At 68.9% G+C, this 19,123-nt stretch carries 18 protein-coding genes; 4 read left to right on the plus strand and 14 right to left on the minus strand.

Annotation, left to right across the window (positions count from 1 at the left end):
- Nucleotides 1–3 precede the first annotated feature (3 nt).
- The 3 genes from cydB (at nucleotide 4) to cydC (ending at nucleotide 4,383) form a co-directional block, all read left to right on the plus strand.
- Complete coding sequence (cydB, locus tag G6N26_RS06300) at nucleotides 4–1,044, plus strand: cytochrome d ubiquinol oxidase subunit II (protein ID WP_083016105.1); 1,041 nt, start codon at nucleotides 4–6, stop codon at nucleotides 1,042–1,044.
- 62 nt (nucleotides 1,045–1,106) lie between these two features.
- On the plus strand, nucleotides 1,107–2,720 hold the full coding sequence (cydD, locus tag G6N26_RS06305) for a thiol reductant ABC exporter subunit CydD (protein WP_083016234.1): 1,614 nt from the start codon (nucleotides 1,107–1,109) through the stop codon (nucleotides 2,718–2,720).
- A complete protein-coding gene (cydC, locus tag G6N26_RS06310) occupies nucleotides 2,707–4,383 on the plus strand; it encodes a thiol reductant ABC exporter subunit CydC (RefSeq protein WP_067172866.1) in 1,677 nt (558 codons plus the stop codon). Before cydD ends, cydC begins: the two co-directional genes overlap by 14 nt.
- Before the next feature lie 17 nt (nucleotides 4,384–4,400).
- Here the strand turns inward: cydC and usfY are convergent, their stop codons facing one another.
- The 11 genes from usfY to G6N26_RS06365 form a co-directional block, all read right to left on the minus strand.
- Nucleotides 4,401–4,712, minus strand: a complete 312-nt coding sequence (usfY, locus tag G6N26_RS06315; protein WP_067172869.1) for a protein UsfY — start codon at nucleotides 4,710–4,712, stop codon at nucleotides 4,401–4,403.
- Between the two features lie 178 nt (nucleotides 4,713–4,890).
- Nucleotides 4,891–6,288 carry a bifunctional lysylphosphatidylglycerol flippase/synthetase MprF gene (locus tag G6N26_RS06320; protein ID WP_067172873.1) on the minus strand — a complete coding sequence of 466 codons (1,398 nt, stop codon included), beginning with the start codon at nucleotides 6,286–6,288 and terminating at the stop codon, nucleotides 4,891–4,893.
- A 143-nt stretch (nucleotides 6,289–6,431) separates the two neighbouring features.
- Nucleotides 6,432–7,277, minus strand: coding sequence for an acyl-CoA thioesterase II (locus G6N26_RS06325; RefSeq protein WP_095578227.1), 846 nt, complete (start codon nucleotides 7,275–7,277; stop codon nucleotides 6,432–6,434).
- Nucleotides 7,278–7,408: 131 nt separating this feature from the next.
- A complete protein-coding gene (gene pyk, locus G6N26_RS06330; protein ID WP_008257742.1) occupies nucleotides 7,409–8,827 on the minus strand; it encodes a pyruvate kinase in 1,419 nt (472 codons plus the stop codon).
- Between the two features lie 65 nt (nucleotides 8,828–8,892).
- A complete protein-coding gene (locus G6N26_RS06335; RefSeq protein WP_067172880.1) occupies nucleotides 8,893–9,354 on the minus strand; it encodes a DUF2752 domain-containing protein in 462 nt (153 codons plus the stop codon).
- Nucleotides 9,355–9,411: 57 nt separating this feature from the next.
- The gene (locus G6N26_RS06340) at nucleotides 9,412–10,953 is read right to left on the minus strand and encodes a prolipoprotein diacylglyceryl transferase (protein WP_083016108.1); all 1,542 of its coding nucleotides are present in this window, start codon (nucleotides 10,951–10,953) and stop codon (nucleotides 9,412–9,414) included.
- Nucleotides 10,950–11,765, minus strand: coding sequence for a tryptophan synthase subunit alpha (trpA, locus tag G6N26_RS06345; protein ID WP_067172888.1), 816 nt, complete (start codon nucleotides 11,763–11,765; stop codon nucleotides 10,950–10,952). The genes G6N26_RS06340 and trpA overlap by 4 nt, the downstream gene beginning before the upstream one ends.
- On the minus strand, nucleotides 11,762–13,024 hold the full coding sequence (gene trpB, locus G6N26_RS06350) for a tryptophan synthase subunit beta (RefSeq protein WP_179960298.1): 1,263 nt from the start codon (nucleotides 13,022–13,024) through the stop codon (nucleotides 11,762–11,764). The genes trpA and trpB overlap by 4 nt, the downstream gene beginning before the upstream one ends.
- A 71-nt stretch (nucleotides 13,025–13,095) precedes the next feature.
- The gene (gene trpC, locus G6N26_RS06355) at nucleotides 13,096–13,914 is read right to left on the minus strand and encodes an indole-3-glycerol phosphate synthase TrpC (protein WP_067172895.1); all 819 of its coding nucleotides are present in this window, start codon (nucleotides 13,912–13,914) and stop codon (nucleotides 13,096–13,098) included.
- A 112-nt stretch (nucleotides 13,915–14,026) separates the two neighbouring features.
- Entirely contained in the window at nucleotides 14,027–14,713 is a 687-nt protein-coding gene (locus G6N26_RS06360; RefSeq protein WP_067172970.1) for a TIGR02234 family membrane protein, read from the minus strand.
- Nucleotides 14,706–16,244 carry an anthranilate synthase component I gene (locus tag G6N26_RS06365; protein ID WP_067172897.1) on the minus strand — a complete coding sequence of 513 codons (1,539 nt, stop codon included), beginning with the start codon at nucleotides 16,242–16,244 and terminating at the stop codon, nucleotides 14,706–14,708. The genes G6N26_RS06360 and G6N26_RS06365 overlap by 8 nt, the downstream gene beginning before the upstream one ends.
- Nucleotides 16,245–16,338: 94 nt before the next feature.
- Here G6N26_RS06365 and G6N26_RS06370 point away from each other — a divergent pair, with 94 nt between their 5' ends.
- Nucleotides 16,339–16,797, plus strand: coding sequence for a peroxiredoxin (locus G6N26_RS06370; RefSeq protein WP_083016115.1), 459 nt, complete (start codon nucleotides 16,339–16,341; stop codon nucleotides 16,795–16,797).
- Between the two features lie 6 nt (nucleotides 16,798–16,803).
- Here the strand turns inward: G6N26_RS06370 and G6N26_RS06375 are convergent, their stop codons facing one another.
- From G6N26_RS06375 to hisF, 3 genes are all read right to left on the minus strand, one after another.
- Nucleotides 16,804–17,913: a calcium:cation antiporter gene (locus tag G6N26_RS06375; RefSeq protein ID WP_083016118.1), complete on the minus strand. Its 1,110-nt coding sequence runs from the start codon at nucleotides 17,911–17,913 to the stop codon at nucleotides 16,804–16,806.
- A 76-nt stretch (nucleotides 17,914–17,989) separates the two neighbouring features.
- Complete coding sequence (gene hisI / locus G6N26_RS06380) at nucleotides 17,990–18,337, minus strand: phosphoribosyl-AMP cyclohydrolase (RefSeq protein ID WP_067172901.1); 348 nt, start codon at nucleotides 18,335–18,337, stop codon at nucleotides 17,990–17,992.
- On the minus strand, nucleotides 18,334–19,122 hold the full coding sequence (gene hisF / locus G6N26_RS06385; protein ID WP_067172904.1) for an imidazole glycerol phosphate synthase subunit HisF: 789 nt from the start codon (nucleotides 19,120–19,122) through the stop codon (nucleotides 18,334–18,336). The genes hisI and hisF overlap by 4 nt, the downstream gene beginning before the upstream one ends.
- Between the last annotated feature and the right edge of the window lies 1 nt (nucleotide 19,123).

Raw genomic sequence — 19,123 nt, forward strand, 5'->3', positions numbered from 1 at the left:
GAAGTGGGACTGCAAGAGGTGTGGTTCGGCATCATCGGGGTGTTGTTTTTGGGGTTCTTCATCCTCGAGGGCTTCGACTTCGGCGTAGGCATGTTGATGGAGCCGTTCGCGCGGGTGGGCATCGGTGAGGCCGAACCGTTGCGCCGCACGGCACTCAACACCATCGGGCCGGTCTGGGATGGCAACGAGGTGTGGCTGATCGTCGGCGGCGCGGCCATGTTCGCCGCCTTTCCCGGGTGGTACGCCACCGTGTTCTCGACGCTGTATCTGCCGCTGCTGGCGATCCTGTTCGGCATGATCGTGCGGGCGGTGGCGATCGAGTGGCGCGGCAAGATCGACGATACAAAGTGGCGCGGCTGGGCCGATTTCGGCATCGCCGCGGGCTCGTGGCTGCCGGCCGTGTTGTGGGGTGTCGCGTTCGCCGTCCTGGTCCGCGGGCTCCCGGTGGACGCCGACGGCCACATTCATTTGTCGATCGCCGATGTGCTCAACGCCTATACGGTGTTGGGCGGCTTGGCGACCGCCGGCCTGTTCCTGCTGTACGGAGCGGTGTTCGTCGCGTTGAAAACCTCCGGCGCCATCCGCGAGGACGCGTACCGCTTCGGTGTGTGGCTCTCGCTTCCGGTGACCGGACTGGTTGCGGGCTTTGGGCTTTGGACGCAGGTGGCCTATGGCAAAGACTGGACCTGGCTGGTGCTGGCCGCGGCCGTCGTGGCGCAGCTGGCGGCGGTGCTTCTGGTGTGGCGGCGCGCCTCCGACGGCTGGGCGTTCACCTGCGTCGCGCTCGTGGTCGCGGCGGTGGTGATCCTGCTGTTCGGGTCGCTGTATCCGAACCTGGTGCCCTCGACGCTGAACAAGCAGTGGAGTCTGACCATCTACAACGCGTCCTCGACGCATTACACGCTCAAGGTGATGACGTGGGTGACGGCCTTCATGGCCCCGCTGACGGTCGTGTATCAGGCATGGACGTACTGGGTGTTCCGGCAACGGATCTCGGCCGACCGGATACCCGCACCCATCGGTCTGGCAAGGCGCCCGTCCTGAGCGGTAGCGACCGCGCAGGCAGGGCGCCACTGGACCCGAGACTGTGGCGGGCATCGACGGCGCTGCGCCGCTATCTGGTCGCCGCGGTGGGTTGCGGGGTGCTGATCTCCGCCTGCGCGATCGCCTCGGCGATCGTGCTGGCGCGCATCGTGGCACGCGCCGTCGACGAGCCCCCCGGGCGCGGGCTGCACACGTGGTGGGGACCGCTGTCACTCCTGTTGGCACTATGGGTGATTCGCGCGGCGGCGCATTGGTTTCAGGCCCGGCTGGGGCACCGGGGAGCCAGCGCCGTCATCGCCGACCTGTCCGGCCAGGTGCTCGATGCGGTGACCGCCAGGCAGCCCGGTGAGCTCGCGGCGCAACGCGACGCCGCCGCGGTGGTGGTCACCCGCGGCCTGGACGGCCTGCGTCCCTACCTCACCGGATACCTGCCGACGTTGCTGCTCGCCGCGATCCTGACGCCGGCCACCGTCGCCGTGATCGCGGCCTACGACCTGAAATCGACGGCGATCGTGGCGATCACGCTGCCGCTGATACCGATCTTCATGGTGCTGATCGGGCTGGCAACGCGGGACCGCTCGACGGCCGCACTGGCCGCCATGACCACCCTGCAGGCCCGGCTGCTGGACCTGATCGCCGGCATCCCCACCCTGCGGGCGTTGGGGCGTGGCGCGGGCCCCGAACGGCGCATCGCCGAACTCGCTGCCGCGCACCGGCGCTCGGCCATGGCGACGCTGCGAATCGCCTTCCTGTCGGCCCTGGTCCTGGAATTGTTGGCCACCCTCGGGGTGGCGCTGATCGCCGTCGGCATCGGGCTTCGCCTGGTCTTCGGCGAGATGACCCTGACCACGGGTTTGACGGTGCTGTTGCTGGCGCCGGACGTGTACTGGCCGCTGCGGCGCATCGGCGTGGAATTCCATGCCGCGCAGGACGGAAGGGCCGCCGCGGCTGAGGCGTTCGCCCTCATCGGCGGACAGACCGCGCCCCCAACCGGGACACGGACGGTCACCGCGCGCGGTGCGCGGATCCGCCTCGAACATCTCACCGTCACCGGCCGCGACGGTCAGGCGCCGCGGGATCTGAACGCGGCGATCGAACCCGGCACCGTGACGGTGCTGACGGGTCGAAACGGCGCCGGCAAAAGCACCACACTGCAGGCGATCGCCGGCATCACCGCGCCCTCGTCGGGCCGGGTCACCGTCGCCGGGGTCGATGTCGCCGATCTCGAGCCCGCCCGGTGGTGGCGGCAGCTGTCCTGGCTGCCGCAACGCCCGGTGCTCGTGCCGGGCACCGTCGACGAGAACCTGGCGCTGCTCGGCGAGCTGGAGGATCGCGAAACAGCCTGTGCTGTCTCCGGATTCGGCGCAGTGCTGGCGGAGCTGCCCGAGGGGCGCGACACCGTGCTGGGGCGTGGCGGTGTCGGACTGTCCCTGGGACAGCGGCAACGGCTGGGCCTCGCGCGGGCGCTCGGATCGGCGGCCGACGTGCTGTTGCTCGACGAGCCGACCGCGCACCTGGACGCGCGCACCGAGGAACGCGTCCTGCAAGCCATCGTGGAGCGCGCCCGCGCCGGCGCGACCGTCATCGTGGTCGGGCACCGCGAGCCGGTGCTGGCCATCGGGGATCAGGTCGTCGAGGTGGTCGCCGACCGTGAGGTGCGTTATGCCCCGGTCTGATTCGACGGCGACTCGCGGGCACGAGCCCCTGCTGGCCGCCGCGGCGCTGCTGCGTCCCCGACTGCCACGGGTGCTGACCGCGATCACGCTCGGGGTGCTCTCGTTGGGCAGCGCGCTGGCGCTGGCCGGCATTGCGGCGTGGCTGATCACCCGTGCCTGGCAGATGCCGCCCGTGCTCGACCTTTCAGTCGCCGCGGTCGCGGTCCGCCTGTTCGCGATCTCGCGGGCCGTGCTGCATTACTGCGAGCGCCTGGTCACCCACGACACGGCCCTGCGCGCGGCCGGCACCGCCCGAGTGCAGGTCTATCAGCGCCTGGCGCGCGGACCCGCGGCCGCGGCCGTCCGGCTGCACAGCGGTGAACTGGTGGCCCGGGTGGGCGCCGACGTCGACGAACTGGCCAACGTCTTGGTGCGCGCCCTGGTGCCTATCGGCGTCGCGGCGGTGCTGGCGCTCGCGGCCACGGCGGTCGTGGCCACCATTTCGCCGGCGGCCGCCGTCGTGCTCGCCATCTGCCTTCTGATCGCCGGTTTCCTCGCGCCCCGCCTCGCCGGCCGGGCCGCGGCGACCCAGGAAGACATCGCGCGGCAACATCATTCCGAGCGCGACACCTCCGCGATGATCGCGCTCGAACACGCGCCCGAGCTGCGCGTCGCCGGCCTGCTTCCCGACGTCATCGCCGAATCGCAACGACGGCAACGCGCGTGGGGTGGCGCCCTGGACGCGGCCGCCAAACCGGCCGCCATCGCCGAGGCGATGCCCACCGCGGCCGTCGGTGCCAGCGTGCTCGGTGCGGTGGTGGCCGGGATCGGGCTGGCGCACGCGGTCGCGCCCACCACGCTGGCCGTGCTGATGTTGCTGCCGCTGTCCGCGTTCGAGGCGATGACGCCGCTGCCGGCGGCGGCCGTGCAGCTGACCCGGTCGCGGATCGCCGCGCGCCGATTGCTCGAGCTGACGGCCGAGGGGCCCCGTGCGGCTCTCGAAACGACACAGCCGGCGCCGAGGCCGGTCGGCACCGGCCGGCTATCCGCGGATGTGCGTTGCGGTCACGGCGCGGCCGGCTCGATCCGCGTCGAGCTGGACCTGGCCCCGGGGGCGCGGTTGGCCGTTACCGGTGCCAGCGGTTCGGGGAAGACGACACTGCTGATGACGCTCGCCGGATTGCTACCGCCGCTGGATGGACAGGTGCTGCTCGACGGCGTCGCCTTGACTCAGTTCGGCGAAGCCGACTTGCGCTGCGCCATCGGCTTTTTCGCGGAGGACGCCCACATCTTTGCCACCACCGTCCGGGACAACCTGCTGGTCGCCCGCGGCGACTGCCGAGACGACGAACTCACTGCGGCCCTGGGAGCCGTCGGCCTGGGCACGTGGCTCGCCGGCTTGCCCGACGGCTTGGCCACGGTGTTGACCGGTGGCGCGCAAGCCCTTTCGGCGGGCCAGCGCAGGCGACTACTGCTGGCCCGAGCGGTCCTTTCGCCCGCGCGGATCGTGCTGCTCGATGAGCCCACCGAACACCTCGACGTCAGCGACGCCGACGAGGTCCTGCGCGACCTATTGGCCCCGGACTCCCGGCTGCTGTCGCCGGAGCGCACCGTGGTGGTGGCTACCCACCACCTGGGGACGGGAATCGGCTGCGACGAACTGCGTGTCGACCGCGAGGCCTGAGCGCCGCGCTCCTACTGTCAGCTGGCGGGGCGCTGCCGATAGGCTTCCGGGTGCTCCTCATACCAGCGGTTCTCGAGCTTGCGGACCCGCCCGCGTTCGACCTTGAGCCACAGCAACCCGACCGTCATCGCGACGATCGCTATCGCGCCGCCGATCAGGCTCCGGCCGTCGTGGCCCGTGCCGAGGGCGACGAGGCACCGGAAAACGGCGATCACGCCGACGACCATGAACAGGTAGCCTGGCCAGCTCATCACGTCGATAAGCGACTCGCCGGCATGTGGTCGTGTCGTCCTCACATGGTCGAGGGGGTCGCGAAAGGTGTCACCCATGACATTCCCCTTTCCCGTAGTTTCACCAACCGCTTCGTTCGGGGCGTCCGGACCCCGCGCGCGCGACAGCCAACCACTACCTATCCCTTCGACGGTAGTCACCAAGGGTGAGAATGTTCTGTCCGTTAACTGGGCAGGCGCTGCCAATCAGGCTGTCCCCCACAGCTGACGGGCAGGTTCAGAGGTGCCGCCGGCGCGGCATGAACTCCAGCGACAACAGCACGAACAGTAGCGGCACGATCTGCGTCCAGGAGATCAGCGCGTAGCGCCGGGCGTCGAGCGCGTGCCACTTGCGCACGTACCGGTACAGCGATTCCAGTGCGATCAGCGGGTCGAGAATGTGGATCAGCCGGTAGAAGACGCGCTGGGTCCAGCCGCGGTTCTTGTCGTCGAAGATCTCGGGGAAGGCGGCAAACGCGAGCGAGACTCGCTGTGCCCCATTGTCTTTGCCGGCCATGATCATGTCGACGCTGAGCCGCTCGTCGAGCCCGTTGGGGGCACCGCGGCGTCGCCACGGGACGTCGAGGGTGATGTCGCTGCCGCCGCCGGCCGTGGCGTATCGGTGGAAAGCCTGTACCTTGCCCGCGGCGTCCCTGGCGATGATCAGCTGTATCCCGGGAAATCGGCCTTCCAACACGCCGTCGAGGTTCATGTGGAATCCGCGGTCGGCGCGTGCCCCCTTGGACGATTCCCGGACCACCTCGGTCAGCTCGGCCAGCAGCGTGTCGCCGAGCTCCTGCTCGGCGACGATTTCGGTTGTGACGCCGCAGTTATGGGTGCGCTTGACCGCCTGACGCAGGTTGCGGTACTTGCGGCCGACCATGTCGAACCCCGACACGTCGACAACCACGTCGCGCCCAATCGGTATGGCGTGCAACGATTGTCCCAACGCCGCCGAGTCGTTCCAGAGTCCGAGGCGGCGCTCGCCGCACCCCACCACCGCGATGCGCCATCCGTGGGCATGACAGGTGGCCGCGAAATCGGCCACCAGTTCCGGGAAGTGCTCCTCGTCACCGATCGGGTCGCCGCCGACGACGGCGATTCCCATCCGCGTCCGGTAGGCCAGCGCCGCGGTGCCGTCGGCGGTGAAGTGGTAGCTCTTGCCGGTCTGCATGGTGAACGGCGCCAACGCATCGTCGCCGGTCGCCTCGATCAATTTCCACACCCGTGGCAGGTCGGCGGGCCGCGGATGCGAGGTCATCGGCCACATCAACACCATGCCGGAGCTGGCGATCACGATGTCACCGAGCAGATCGAAGGACAGCACATGCAATCCCAACCCCGCCAGCACGAACAACGCGGCCGCAATGGCGTGCATCGTCGTCACCGGGCGGCCCAAAAAGACGCCGCGCGCGATCCACGCCACCGCAACCAGAACCGTCACCGACCACGCCAGGCGGTCGGCGAAATGCCAGTTGGGTTGGCTGTGGTGGCGGGCGAGGATCTCGATGAACCAGCACGCCGCGCACAGCAGCGCCAGGGCGCCGGCCAAACGGATCGCGAACGAATCGGCCGAGACGACAACGCGTTCGCGCACCCGGGGTTTTGCTGTGACGTCCACTACCGGCCCGTTCACCCTCACCTCCCGATGCGCTGACAACAGCTGGGCGGCGTGTGTGCCGCCTCTGCACCGAATACCCGGCTACGTCAAAGTTACGCCCGGTCAGGACCCCACCGGGAGAGATTCGGGCCGATATCCTGCAGCTATTGGGTAACGGTTTATCGGCGAGAAGACGGAAAGTACTTCAGCACGCCCTCTTGCACCACCGTGGCGAGCGGTTGCCCGGACCGGTCGAAGAAGTGCCCGGTGCCCAGCCCGCGCGAATCCGCCGCCACGGGCGACGACGTCGAGTACAGCACCCAGTCGTTGAAGTTGACCTGCCGGTGAAACCATATGGAATGGTTGGCCGACGCGGCGAAAATGCGGTCGAACCCCCAGGAGAGACCGTGCGTCGTGATGACCGAGTCCAACACCGTGGTGTCCGAGGAATACACCATTGTGGCCGTGTGCAATACGGGGTCCTCGGGGACCTCTCCCAGCGCCTTGACCCAGACCCGGTTGTGCGGCAGCCGATCCCCCTTCGTCCGCATCACCCATGCCGGATCGTTGGTGTAACGCCATTCGATGGGCTGCAGGGCGTTGACGAAGTGCGGGACCGTCTCTTCGTAACCGCGCAACAGGTCGCCGATCGTGGGTTGGGTGTGCGGCTCGGCCACCTGCGGCGGCTCGATGCCGTGCTCGAGGCCCCGGCCGCCGGCCATGTAGGAGACCATCGCCGAGCACAGCAATGTGCCGTCCTGTATCGCGTCGACGCGCCGGTTGGCGAACCGCCGCTCGTCACGCAGCCGCGTCACGTGGTACTCGATGTCCTTGTCGGTGTCGCCACCGTTGATGAAGTGCACCGACAGCGCGCTCGGCGGCAGGTCGTCACGAACCAGGCTGCGGCTGCTCGCGACGAACGATTGCGACATGAGCTGACCACCGAACGTCCGCATCGGGTTCTTGCTGGGATGCGAGCCGATGAACAGGTCCTCGGAGACACGGTCTAGGTCGAGGGTCGCCATCAGCTCCGCGAAGTCCGACGTGGTGTTCGGCTCATTGCCGGCTGGCACAGGCTCTCCTCGGGGCTGGTGGGGCTGGGTCGAATTTGCCCCACTCCTCCTCGATCCGCTGCACGGACCGCATCGTCGTGGGGCTAGACGTCGTCCTCCCCGATCCGGTGCACGTGGATCAGGTTGGTGGACCCCACTGTGCCAGGTGGCGCTCCGGCGACGATGACCACCAGGTCACCGCGCTTGTACCGACCGAGTTCGAGCAGCGACTTGTCGACCTGGCGGATCATGCCGTCGGTCGAGGTCATCATCGGGACGATGAACGTCTCGGTGCCCCAGGTCATGGCCAGCTGGCTGCGCACCTCGGGCCACGCGGTGAAGGCCAACAGCGGCAGCGGGGTGTGCAGCCGCGCGAGCCGCTTGACCGTGTCGCCGGATTGGGTGAAGGCGACCAGGGCCTTGGCGTCGAGGCGCTCGCCGATATCGCGGGCCGCATAGGAGATCACCCCGCGCTTCGTGCGCGGCACGTGGGTCAGCGGCGGGGCGGCCGTCGAATTGTCCTCGACCGCGCAGATGATGCGCGACATGGTCCGCACGGCCGCCATCGGATACTTGCCCACCGACGTCTCCCCGGACAGCATCACCGCGTCGGCGCCGTCGAGGACGGCGTTGGCGACGTCGGAGGCCTCCGCCCGGGTTGGCCGTGAATTCTCGATCATGGAATCGAGCATCTGGGTCGCCACGATGACCGGTTTCGCGTTCTCGCGGGCCATCTGGATGGCCCGCTTCTGCACCAGGGGAACCTCTTCCAAGGGCAGTTCGACGCCGAGGTCGCCGCGGGCCACCATGATGGCGTCGAAGGCCAGCACGATGGCTTCCAGATTGTCGACGGCTTCAGGCTTTTCCAGCTTGGCGATCACCGGAACCCGCCGCCCGACCCGATCCATCACCTCGTGCACCAACTCGACGTCGGCCGGCGAACGCACGAACGACAGCGCCACCAGGTCGACACCGAGGTCCAGCGCGAAGGTGAGATCCTCGATGTCCTTCTCCGACAAGGCCGGTGCCGACACGTTCATGCCCGGCAGCGAGATGCCCTTGTTGTTGCTGACCGGACCGCCCTCGACGACAGTGCAGATGACGTCGTCGCCCTCGATGCCGTCGACCACCAGGCAGACCTTGCCGTCGTCGACGAGAACCCGGTCACCGACGGCGGCGTCCTCGGCCAGCTTTTTGTAGGTGGTCGACACCCGGTCGTGGCTGCCTTCGCAATCGGCGACGGTGATCCGGACCGTCTCACCGTCGGCCCAGTAGGTGGGGCCGGTGGCGAAGCGTCCCAGCCTGATCTTGGGGCCCTGCAAATCGGCGAGCACACCGACGGCGCGGCCGGTGGCGTCGGAGGCAACCCGGACCCGTTCATAGGCGGCCTTGTGATCGGCGTAATCACCGTGGCTGAAGTTCAACCGGGCGACGTCCATTCCGGCCTCAACCAGCGCCAAGATCAACTCGTCCGAATTGGTCGCAGGCCCAAGGGTGCAGACGATCTTCCCGCGTCTACTCACGCCGACCCAGCATAGTCGCGTGTAACCCCCGCGGCCCGCACATAAGGCCGTCGCGCAGTGTGCTTTTACCCACCAAGAACGGTCGGAATCAACGGGAAGGCGGGCAAGTTACGCAAAACCGTCCAAACGACCGTCGCCACCACGATGGTCACCAAGGCCGCACGGGGCACCGATGCTGCGCCGCGTGCGCGGCGAAGGGCCAGCCACAGAACCAGCATCGGGATTCCGACCAGCACGAAGGCGTTGTCGTGGAGGGCGGCCGCCAGGTCACCGTGCACGACGTCATACGTCATGCGCAGCCCACCGCAAAACGGGCAATTCCATCCGGTGAGCAACTTGAACGGACACGGCGGGTAGATCGAGGCGGGATCGTGCGGGTCGACCAGGCCGACGTAGCCGAGCGCGCCGCCCAGCACGACGGCGGCGCCGGCGCCGGCATAGCCGAGCTGACGACGCAGGCCGTGCGAGCCGGCCCCAGGTTGCGTCACCGAACGGTCGACCTTGCGGGGGTCACAGTCTTCCAGCATGCCAGATTCATCGCGCCGCGCCGCCCGAGATTCGGGCACACCGTCATGAACGGATGGTTAGCGGCCCGACAGCCGGTTCCGCAGTCGCGCGCCCCACCGCCGCCGCGTCTCGGGCTGAGCCGGGGTTTGTTCGGCGACAGGCTCTTCCGGGGCGACGTCTGCGCTTTCGGCTTCCGGTTCGTCTGATTCGGAATCCGCTGCGTCCGCTTCGGGTTGGAGCTCCTCGTCTTCCACCTCGTCGGTGTCTTCGGCTTGCGGCTCTTCGACTTCCGCATCGGCCTCCGGCTCGCCGAGCTCGAGCTCCTCGGCCTCGGATTCCTCGGCTTCGGCCTCGTCGGCCACCGCCTCGGCCTCCGGCTCGCCGGACTCATCGACGACCGCCTGTTCGTCTTCGGCTTGCGGCTCTTCGACTTCGGCGTCCGCCTGCGGCTCGTCGAGCTCGAGCTCCTCGGCCTCGGATTCCTCCGCTTCGGCCTCGTCGGCCACCGCCGCGGCCTCCGGCTCGCCGGATTCATCGACGACCGCCTCGTCGGATTCTTCCGCCTGCGGCTCTTCGACTTCGGCTTCCGCCTGCCCGGCTTCCGCCGCGCGTGCGTCGGTATCGGCGACTTCGGCCGCCCCCACCGCGGATTCGGTCGGCGCGTCGTCGTCAGCGGCACCCGCGGCGCCCGCCGCGACCGTCGTCGCGGCAACGGTCGCCGGCTCCGGCTCCGCGGCTTCCTCGTCCAGGTAGTGCTTGCCGCGCAGGCTCTCCGGATCCTCGCGGCCCTTGGGCGCCGCCATGAGGTACACCACGGCCCCGATGAACACGAAAGTCGATGTGAACGAATTGATCCGGATGCCGGCAATGTGGGTGGCGGTGTCATCGCGCAGCAGCTCCACACAGAAGCGGCCCACGCAATAGCCGGCCACATACAGCGCGAACAACCGGCCGTGCCCCAGCGTGAATCGCCGGTCCGCATAGATCAGCACGGCGAAAATCAGCAGGTTCCATAGCAATTCGTAGAGGAACGTCGGCTGCACCACCAGTGCCACCTGGCCCGTGGAGATCCCGTCCAGCGAATGCGGGTCGATGTATCCCGAGGGGTCTCGGCGGTAGAAGATCTCCAGCCCCCACGGCAGGGTGGTCTCGCGGCCGTACAGTTCCTGGTTGAAGTAGTTGCCGAGCCGACCGATGGCCTGCGCCAAGATGATTCCCGGGGCGATCGCGTCGGCGAAGGCCGGCAGCGGAATGCCGTGCCGGCGGCACCCGATCCAGGCGCCCACGGCGCCGAGCGCCACCGCACCCCAGATACCCAGGCCGCCGTCCCAGATCCGGATCGCCGCCCCGAGTCCGGCCCCGCCCGGGCCCCAATAGGTTCGCCAGTCGGTGGCCAGGTGGTAGAGCCGACCACCGATCAAGCCGAACGGCACGGTCCACAGCGCGATGTCATAGATCACCCCACGCTCGCCGCCCCGCGCCTCCCAGCGCCGGTCGCCGATCAGCAGGGCGGCCACAATGCCGGCGATAATGAACAGCGCGTAGGCCCGGATGGGCAGCGGGCCGAGGTGCCAGACACCCTGCGGCGGACTCGGAAAAGACGCGAGCAACTTCGTCACGACGCCGCCGCCCTTCGACGCACACCGGCGGCGAGTTCCTCAGTGAGTGCGCCCAATGCGGTCAAACCCCCGTCTCCGAGCGCCGACACCAGCGCGGAACCGACAATGACACCGTCGGCGTAGCCGCCGATCTGGGCGGCTTGCTCTCCCGACCGCACCCCCAGCCCGACACCGACGGGGATTTCCGATATCCCCTTGACCCTGCCCACCAACTCGGGCGCGGCGTTGGACACCACGTCGCGCGCCCCCGTCACGCCCATCGTCGACGCCGCGTAGACGAATCCGCGGGACGCCTCGACCGTCATCGCCAAGCGCTGCGGCGTCGAGGAGGGGGCTACCAGAAATATCCGGTCCAACCCGTACTCCTCGGACGCCGCCAGCCACTGCCCGGCTTCGTCGGGGATGAGATCGGGAGTGATCAGGCCGTATCCGCCGGCCGACGCCAGGTCGCGGGCGAAGGCTTCAATCCCATAGCGCAACACGGGGTTCCAGTACGTCATCACCACGGCGTGGCCGCCGGCGGCGCTGATCGCCTCGACCGCGGCCAGGGTGTCGCGGACGCGCACCCCCCCGTGCAGCGCGGCCTCGGTGGCCTTGGCGATGGTCGGGCCGTCCATGCCCGGATCCGAATAGGGCACCCCGACTTCGACGATGTCGCAACCCGATTCGACCAGGGCGACCATCCCGTCCAGGGACGTCCGCACATCCGGATACCCGGTAGGCAGATAGCCGATCAGCGCCGCGCGACCGTCGTTGCGGCACACGTCGAAGATCGGCCCGAGCCTGCTGGTTTCGCTCTGCTTGACGGTCATCTGTCGCTGGATCCCAACAGCCCGAACCACTGCGCGGCCGTCTCGACATCCTTGTCCCCGCGCCCGGAGAGGTTCACCACGATGATCGCGGCCGTCCCCAATTCGGGTGCCACCTTCAGGGCCCCGGCCACCGCGTGCGCGGATTCGATGGCGGGGATGATCCCTTCGGTGCGGCACAGGGTGCGGAATGCCTCCATCGCCTCGGAGTCGGTGATGGGCCGGTACTCGGCGCGTCCGCTCTCACGCAGCCACGCGTGCTCTGGGCCCACCCCCGGATAATCGAGACCCGCTGAGATGGAATGGGATTCGATGGTCTGGCCGTCCTCGTCTTGCAGCAGGTAGGAGAACGACCCCTGGAACGCCCCGGGGGAACCGCCGCTGAAGGTGGCGGCGTGCCTTCCGGTTTCGACGCCGTCGCCGGCCGCCTCGAATCCGATCAGCCGCACGCCGGGATCGTCGATGAACGGGTGGAAGATGCCGATGGCGTTCGACCCGCCACCGATGCAGGCCATCACCGCGTCGGGCAGCCGCCCCGCCTGCGCCTGGATCTGGGCGCGCGCCTCGAGGCCGATGATGCGCTGAAAGTCGCGCACCATGGCCGGAAAGGGGTGCGGCCCGGCCGCGGTGCCGAAGCAGTAGAAGGTGTTGTCGGCATTGGTAACCCAATCCCGGAACGCCTCATTGATGGCGTCCTTGAGCGTCCTCGAACCGCTTTGGACCGAAACGACCGTGGCTCCCAGCAATCGCATCCGTGCCACGTTGAGCGCCTGGCGCTCGGTGTCCACGGCGCCCATGTAGATCACACAGTCCAGGCCGAGCAGGGCGCACGCGGTGGCGGTCGCCACGCCGTGCTGACCGGCCCCGGTCTCGGCGATGACCCGCTTCTTGCCCATGCGCTGCGCGAGCAGCGCCTGACCGAGCACGTTGTTGATCTTGTGAGAACCGGTGTGGTTCAGGTCTTCTCGCTTGAGGAAGATACGGGCGCCGGCCTGCTCGGACAGTCGAGGCGCCTCATACAGCGGCGACGGCCGGCCGGCGTAGTGCGCCTGCAGGTAATCCAGCGTGTCCAGGAAGTCCTGGTTGACGCGCTCCTTCTCGTAGGCCGCGGTGACCTCTTCGATGACGGCCATCAGCGCTTCGGCGACGTAGCGACCGCCGTACACGCCGAAATGGCCACCCGCATCGGGTTCGTGGCGGGTGGGTTCGGCGATGGCTGCGCTCGGAAGCGGAAGGTCCGGGCGGGACAGATCCACCATCACCAAGGCTCTGTGCGGGGATGGCTCATGGGGTTCAACGTATCAGCGCGGGGGCTTTTGCCGTGACGTAGCGACTAGCGAGCCGGCTTCGGACAGGACGGATGGGTGCCCGCAGTGACCAGATCGGCGACCGCGGCGCGCGGGTCACCACTTTTGACCAGACCTTCGCCGACCAACACGGCGTCGGCACCCGCACCGGCGTACGCCAGCAGGTCTGCGGTACCGCGCACACCGGATTCGGCGATCCTGATCACGTTGCTGGGCAGCCCGGGAGCGATGCGCGCAAAGCAATCCCGGTCCACCGCCAGCGTGGCCAGATCGCGGGCGTTGACGCCAATTACGTTGGCCCCGGCCTTGAGCGCCCGGTCGGCTTCCTCTTCGGTGTGCACCTCGACGAGCGCCGTCATGCCCAGCGATTCGGTGCGGTCCAACATCGACACCAACGCCGACTGCTCCAGCGCGGCAACGATGAGCAACAACATGTCGGCGCCGTGCGCACGCGCTTCGTGGATCTGATAGGGCTGCACGACAAAGTCTTTGCGCAAAATCGGTATCGAGACCGCCGCCCGAACCGCATCGAGATCGTCGAGCGAACCGTGAAAGCGACGCTCCTCGGTCAAGACGCTGATGATGCGCGCGCCGCCGTCTTCGTAGGCCCTGGCCAGTTTCGCGGGATCGGCGATGGTCGCCAGGGAACCCGCCGACGGGCTGGCGCGCTTGACTTCGGCGATGACGCCGATTCCGGGCTCGCGCAAGGCGGCCATCACGTCGCGTGGCGGCGGCGCGGCCGCTGCGGCAGCCTTGATCTCGGACAGACTGATGAGGGCTTCGCGCGCGGCAACGTCGGCCCGGACTCCTTCGAGGATGGAGTCAAGCACGGTTGCCGGACTCATGCCTGTCGTTTCCCTTCGCCCTGTCGCCCCGCTGTCATCCCACGGCCACTCAGTTGTCCCCAGCCGATTGCGACGACGTCAATGAGGGTAGCGGCCCGCGGCTCGCGGTCCGTCACCGACCCTCGGTGTCAGACTCGCTCGGCGCATCGGTCGGGTCGCGCCCCTCGTCAAGCGCGTCCCAGATCATCCGCTCCGACATTTCCGGCGTCTGTCGCCCCTCCAGCATCGCCCCGTCGGCGTCGTTGCGTCGCGCAATCGAGCGGCGCGTCGCCGGCGTCGTGTACTTCATGGCGCTGGATCGGGCCGACCCCGGGTCCGACGCCGATCGCAGCAGCAGGACGGCCGCGATCAGGGCGAACGCCGCGGCGGTCACCGTGACCCCGGCGCCCCAGTACCGCCGCTCGCTTCCGACCAGCGACATCACCGAGACGTGCGCCAGCTCGGCGCCGCGCACCGCCACGTCGGGCAGCGCCCACAGGCTGATGCCCAGGTAACCGACCGCCAGGCTGGCCAGCGCCAACAGCCCCGCCAGCGCGCGCAGCAGCCAACCGCGCACGGCGATGGCGGCGACGGCCGCGGCCAGCAGGAGCATCGCCAACGGCAGCAGCGCCGTCGACCACGCCCCGCCGGACAGCGTCACTTCCTTGGGCGGCCCGAGCCCGTCGAACGACCGGATCACGACCCAGGGCAGGCGCGAGGCCACCCACAGCGCGCCCGCGGCCACCACGAGCGTTACCTGGGCGATCCGGATCAGCCACCGGGCGTCGAGCCGGCGGCGCTTTGGGCGGGCCTCAGCCATCGCGGCGTGCACCCGGCTCGGTCAGCGTCTCGGCCGCGGCGATCGCGCTGAGCACCGCGCGCGCCTTGTTGGTCGCCTCGGTGTACTCATAGGGGCCGTTGGAGTCCGCCACGACCCCGCCCCCGGACTGCACGTAGGCGGTGCCCGCGCGCATCAACGCGGTGCGGATGGCGATCGCGAAGTCGGCGTTGCCGGCGAAGTCGAGGTAGCCGACCACGCCGCCGTACAGGCCGCGGCGCGTCTTTTCCACCTCTTCGATCAACTCCATGGCCCGCACCTTCGGCGCGCCCGACAGCGTGCCGGCGGGGAAGCAGGCCGTGACCGCGTCCAGGGCGGTCCGGCCCTCGCCGAGCAGCCCGGTCACCGTCGACACCAGATGCATGACGTGGCTATAGCGTTCGATGTGGCTGTAGTCCTCGACGCGGACGGTGCCCGGCGCGCACACCCGGCCGAGATCGTTGCGGCCCAGATCGACCAGCATCAGATGCTCGGCGCGTTCCTTCTCGTCGGCCAGCAACTCCTTCTCCAGCAGCTGATCCTCTTCGTCGGTCTCCCCTCGCCAGCGGGTCCCGGCGATCGGATGCGTGGTGGCGACGCCGTCGGCCACGGTGACGAGCGCCTCCGGGCTGGAGCCGACGATCGAAAAGTCCGTTCCCCCAGCGTCATTCGGCACGTGCAGCAGATACATGTAGGGGCTCGGGTTGGTCACCCGCAGCATCCGGTACACGTCGAGCGGGTCGACGTCGGTGTCCATTTCGAACCGCTGCGAGGGCACCACCTGAAAGGCCTCCCCCGCGGCGATCTGCTCGACGAGATAGTCGACGATCTTCCCGTATTCCTCGACGCTGCGCTGCGCGCGGTAGCGCGGCTCGGGCCGGTCGAACGTGGCGACGGTCGACGACAGCGGCTGGCTCAGCGCCGCGGTCATCACGTCCAACCGGGCGACCGCGTCGTCGTAGGCCTCGTCCACCCGCTCGTCGGTCCCATTCCAGTTCACGGCGTTGGCGATCAGCGTGATGGTGCCCTCGTGGTGATCCACCGCCGCCACGTCGGTGGCCAACAGCAACAGCATGTCCGGCAGACCCAGGTCGTCGGCGGCCAGCTCGGGCAGCCGTTCCAGGCGCCGCACCAGGTCGTAGGCGAAGAAGCCGACCATGCCGCCCGACAGCGGCGGCAAGCCCGAGAGCGGCCCGGTGGCCAGCAGCTCGAGCGTGGCCCGTAGGGCCCGCAGCGGGTCGCCGCCGGTCGGTGCGTCCCGCGGCACCACGCCGAGCCAGGTCGCGGCGCCGTCGCGCACGGTCAACGCCGAGGGCGCCCCGGCGCCGATGAACGACCACCGCGACCAGGAACGACCGTGCTCGGCCGACTCCAGCAGAAAAGTGCCCGGGCGGTTGGCGGCGAGTTTGCGGTAGGCCGACAGCGGCGTCTCACTGTCGGCCAACACCTTGCGGGTCACCGGGACCACACGGTGCTCGGCGGCCAGCTGGCGGAAATCCTCTCGTGAGGTCGTCGCGGCGAGGTGGGCGTGCACCGACCCATCTTCCCAGATGGGCTCGGCCGGCTCGCGCGCGTAACGTGGCTGCGCTTGTCGGCGCTCAAATTCGCCGCGGCGTTACGCTCGCGGAATGAAAACTGGTGAGACCGTCGCCGACTTCGAACTGCCCGATCAGACGGACACGCCGCGCAAGCTCAGCGAACTGCTGTCCAGCGGGCCCGTCGTCCTGTTCTTCTACCCGGCGGCGATGACGCCCGGCTGCACCAAGGAGGCGTGCCACTTCCGCGACCTGGCCTCCGAATTCGCCGCGGTCGGGGCCAACCGGGTGGGGATCAGCGCCGATCCGGTGCAAAAGCAGGCCAAGTTCGCCGACCTGCGCAACTTCGACTACCCGCTGCTGTCGGACACCGACGGCACCGTCGCCGCGCAGTTCGGCGTCAAACGCGGCCTGCTGGGCAAGCTGATGCCGGTCAAGCGCACCACGTTCGTCATCGACACCGACCGGACGGTGCTCGAGGTGATCTCCAGCGAGTTCAACATGGACACCCACGCGGACAAGGCGCTGGCGATGCTGCGCGCCCGGTCCTAGCCGGCCTCATGGGCTGATCGACAAAAAGACGTAGGCCGCCAACAGCACCAGGTGCACCTCGCCCTGCAACCGGGTGGCCCGCCCGGGCACGACGGTGAGCACGCTGATCACCACGGTCAGCGCGAGCAGCACCAGCTGGACGGAGCCGAGGCCGAGCACCAGCGGCCCCTTGAGCCAAACCGACGCCAGCGCGATCACCGGGATGGTCAGGCCGATGCTGGCCATCGCCGAGCCGTACGCCAGGTTCAGGCTGGTCTGGATGCGGCCCTTTCGCGCAGCCCGCGCCGCGGCGAGGGTCTCGGGTAGCAGCACCAGCGCCGCGATGATCACACCCACGAACGACTGCGGCAAGCCCGCCACCATCACCGCGTGTTCGACGGCAGGCGACTCCTCCTCGGCCAGACCGACCACCGCCACCAGCGCGCAGAGCAGCAGCACCAGGCTGCTCAGCGCCTGCCGCCTGGTGGGTGGATCCGCGTGACTCTCGTCCTCGAACGCACGCTTCTTCTGGCCTCTCTGCGCGATCGGGAGAAAGAAGTCGCGGTGCCGGACGGTCTGGGTGAACACGAACAGCAGGTACACGAAGAGCGTGGCGATCGCGGTGAAGGCGAGCTGGCTGCGGGTGAACTCCCTGCCCGGATGGCCGGTGGTGAAGGCGGGCAGTACCAGGCTCAACGTGGCCACTGTGGTGACCGTGGCCAGCGCGGCCCCCGCGCCCTCGGCGTTGAACAGCGTCACGCCGTAGCGCCGGGAGCCGAGCAGCAGCGACAACCCGGCGATCCCGTTGGTGGTGATCATCAGCGCGGCGAATGCGGTGTCGCGGGCCAGCGTCGCGGCCTCGTTGCCGCCGGACGTCATCAGGGCGACGATGAGCGCCACCTCGATGATGGTGACCGCGGCCGCGAGGATCAGCGACCCGAACGGCTCGCCGACCCGGTGGGCGACCACCTCCGCGTGATGCACCGCGGCGACCACGGCGCCGACGAGAAACAGCGCGGCCACCGCGACCAGGACCGGTCCCAGCTTCTCGCCCCAGATCCCCGCCAGCACCACGACAGCAAGAACCGGAACGACCACGTTCCAGGACAAGACGTCCCGGGACAACCATTTCGACATTGCCTGCCATTCTCGTCGAAGAAATGCGCGCGCCCGGCGAAAGTGACGCTGCACACAGGCGCGAAGCGTTTGTGGGTTAGCGCTCCGGTTGCAACAGCGCGTCGGCGTCGAAGCAGCTGTGATCGCCGGTGTGGCAGGCGCCGCCGACCTGGTCGACCGTCAGCAGCACGGTGTCCCCGTCGCAGTCCAATCGCACCGAGTGGACGTATTGGGTGTGGCCGGAGGTCGCGCCTTTCACCCACTGTTCGCGACGCGACCGCGAATAGTAGGTCGCCTCACGGGTTTCCAGGGTCCGGGCCAGGGCCGCGTCGTCCATCCAGGCGACCATGAGCACGTCGCCGCTGCTGCGCTCCTGCACGACGGCGGCGATCAGGCCATCGGCGTTGCGCTTGAGGCGGGCGGCGATCTGCGGGTCCAGCGTCATCGGACGGTGATCCCCTCGGCCGCCATGGCGGCCTTCACCTGACCGATGGTCAGCTCCCGGAAGTGGAAAACGCTGGCCGCCAACACCGCGTCGGCACCGGCCTCGATCGCGGGCGCGAAGTGTTCGGCCGCCCCGGCGCCGCCGCTGGCGATGACGGGCACGGTGACCGCCGAGCGCACCGCCTGCAGCATCTCCAGGTCGAACCCCGCCTTGGTGCCATCGGCGTCCATCGAGTTCAGCAGGATCTCCCCCACCCCCAAATCGGCGCCGCGAGAGGCCCATTCGACGGCGTCGAGTCCGGTGCCGCGGCGCCCGCCGTGGGTGGTGACCTCCCAGCCCGACGGGGTCGGCACCGAACCCGACGGCACGGTGCGGGCATCGACGGACAGCACGATGCATTGGGATCCGAACTGCCGCGCCATCTCGGCCAGCAGCTCAGGCCGGGCGATCGCGGCGGTGTTGATCGAGACCTTGTCCGCTCCGGCACGCAGCAACACGTCGACGTCGGCCACGGTGCGCACCCCGCCGCCGACGGTCAGCGGGATGAAGACCTGCTCGGCGGTGCGCCGCACCACGTCGAGCATGGTGGTCCTTCCCGACGATGACGCGGTCACGTCGAGGAAGGTGAGCTCATCGGCGCCTTCGGCATCATAGGCGGCGGCGAGTTCCACGGGATCGCCTGCGTCCCGGAGATTTTCGAAATTGACCCCCTTGACCACCCGCCCGCCGTCGACGTCCAGGCACGGGATCACCCGGACCGCGAGGCCGCTGTGGTTGGCGTGCATG

It is taken from the genome of Mycobacterium marseillense, from assembly GCF_010731675.1.
In the GTDB taxonomy this organism is placed as follows: Bacteria; Actinomycetota; Actinomycetes; order Mycobacteriales; family Mycobacteriaceae; genus Mycobacterium; species Mycobacterium marseillense.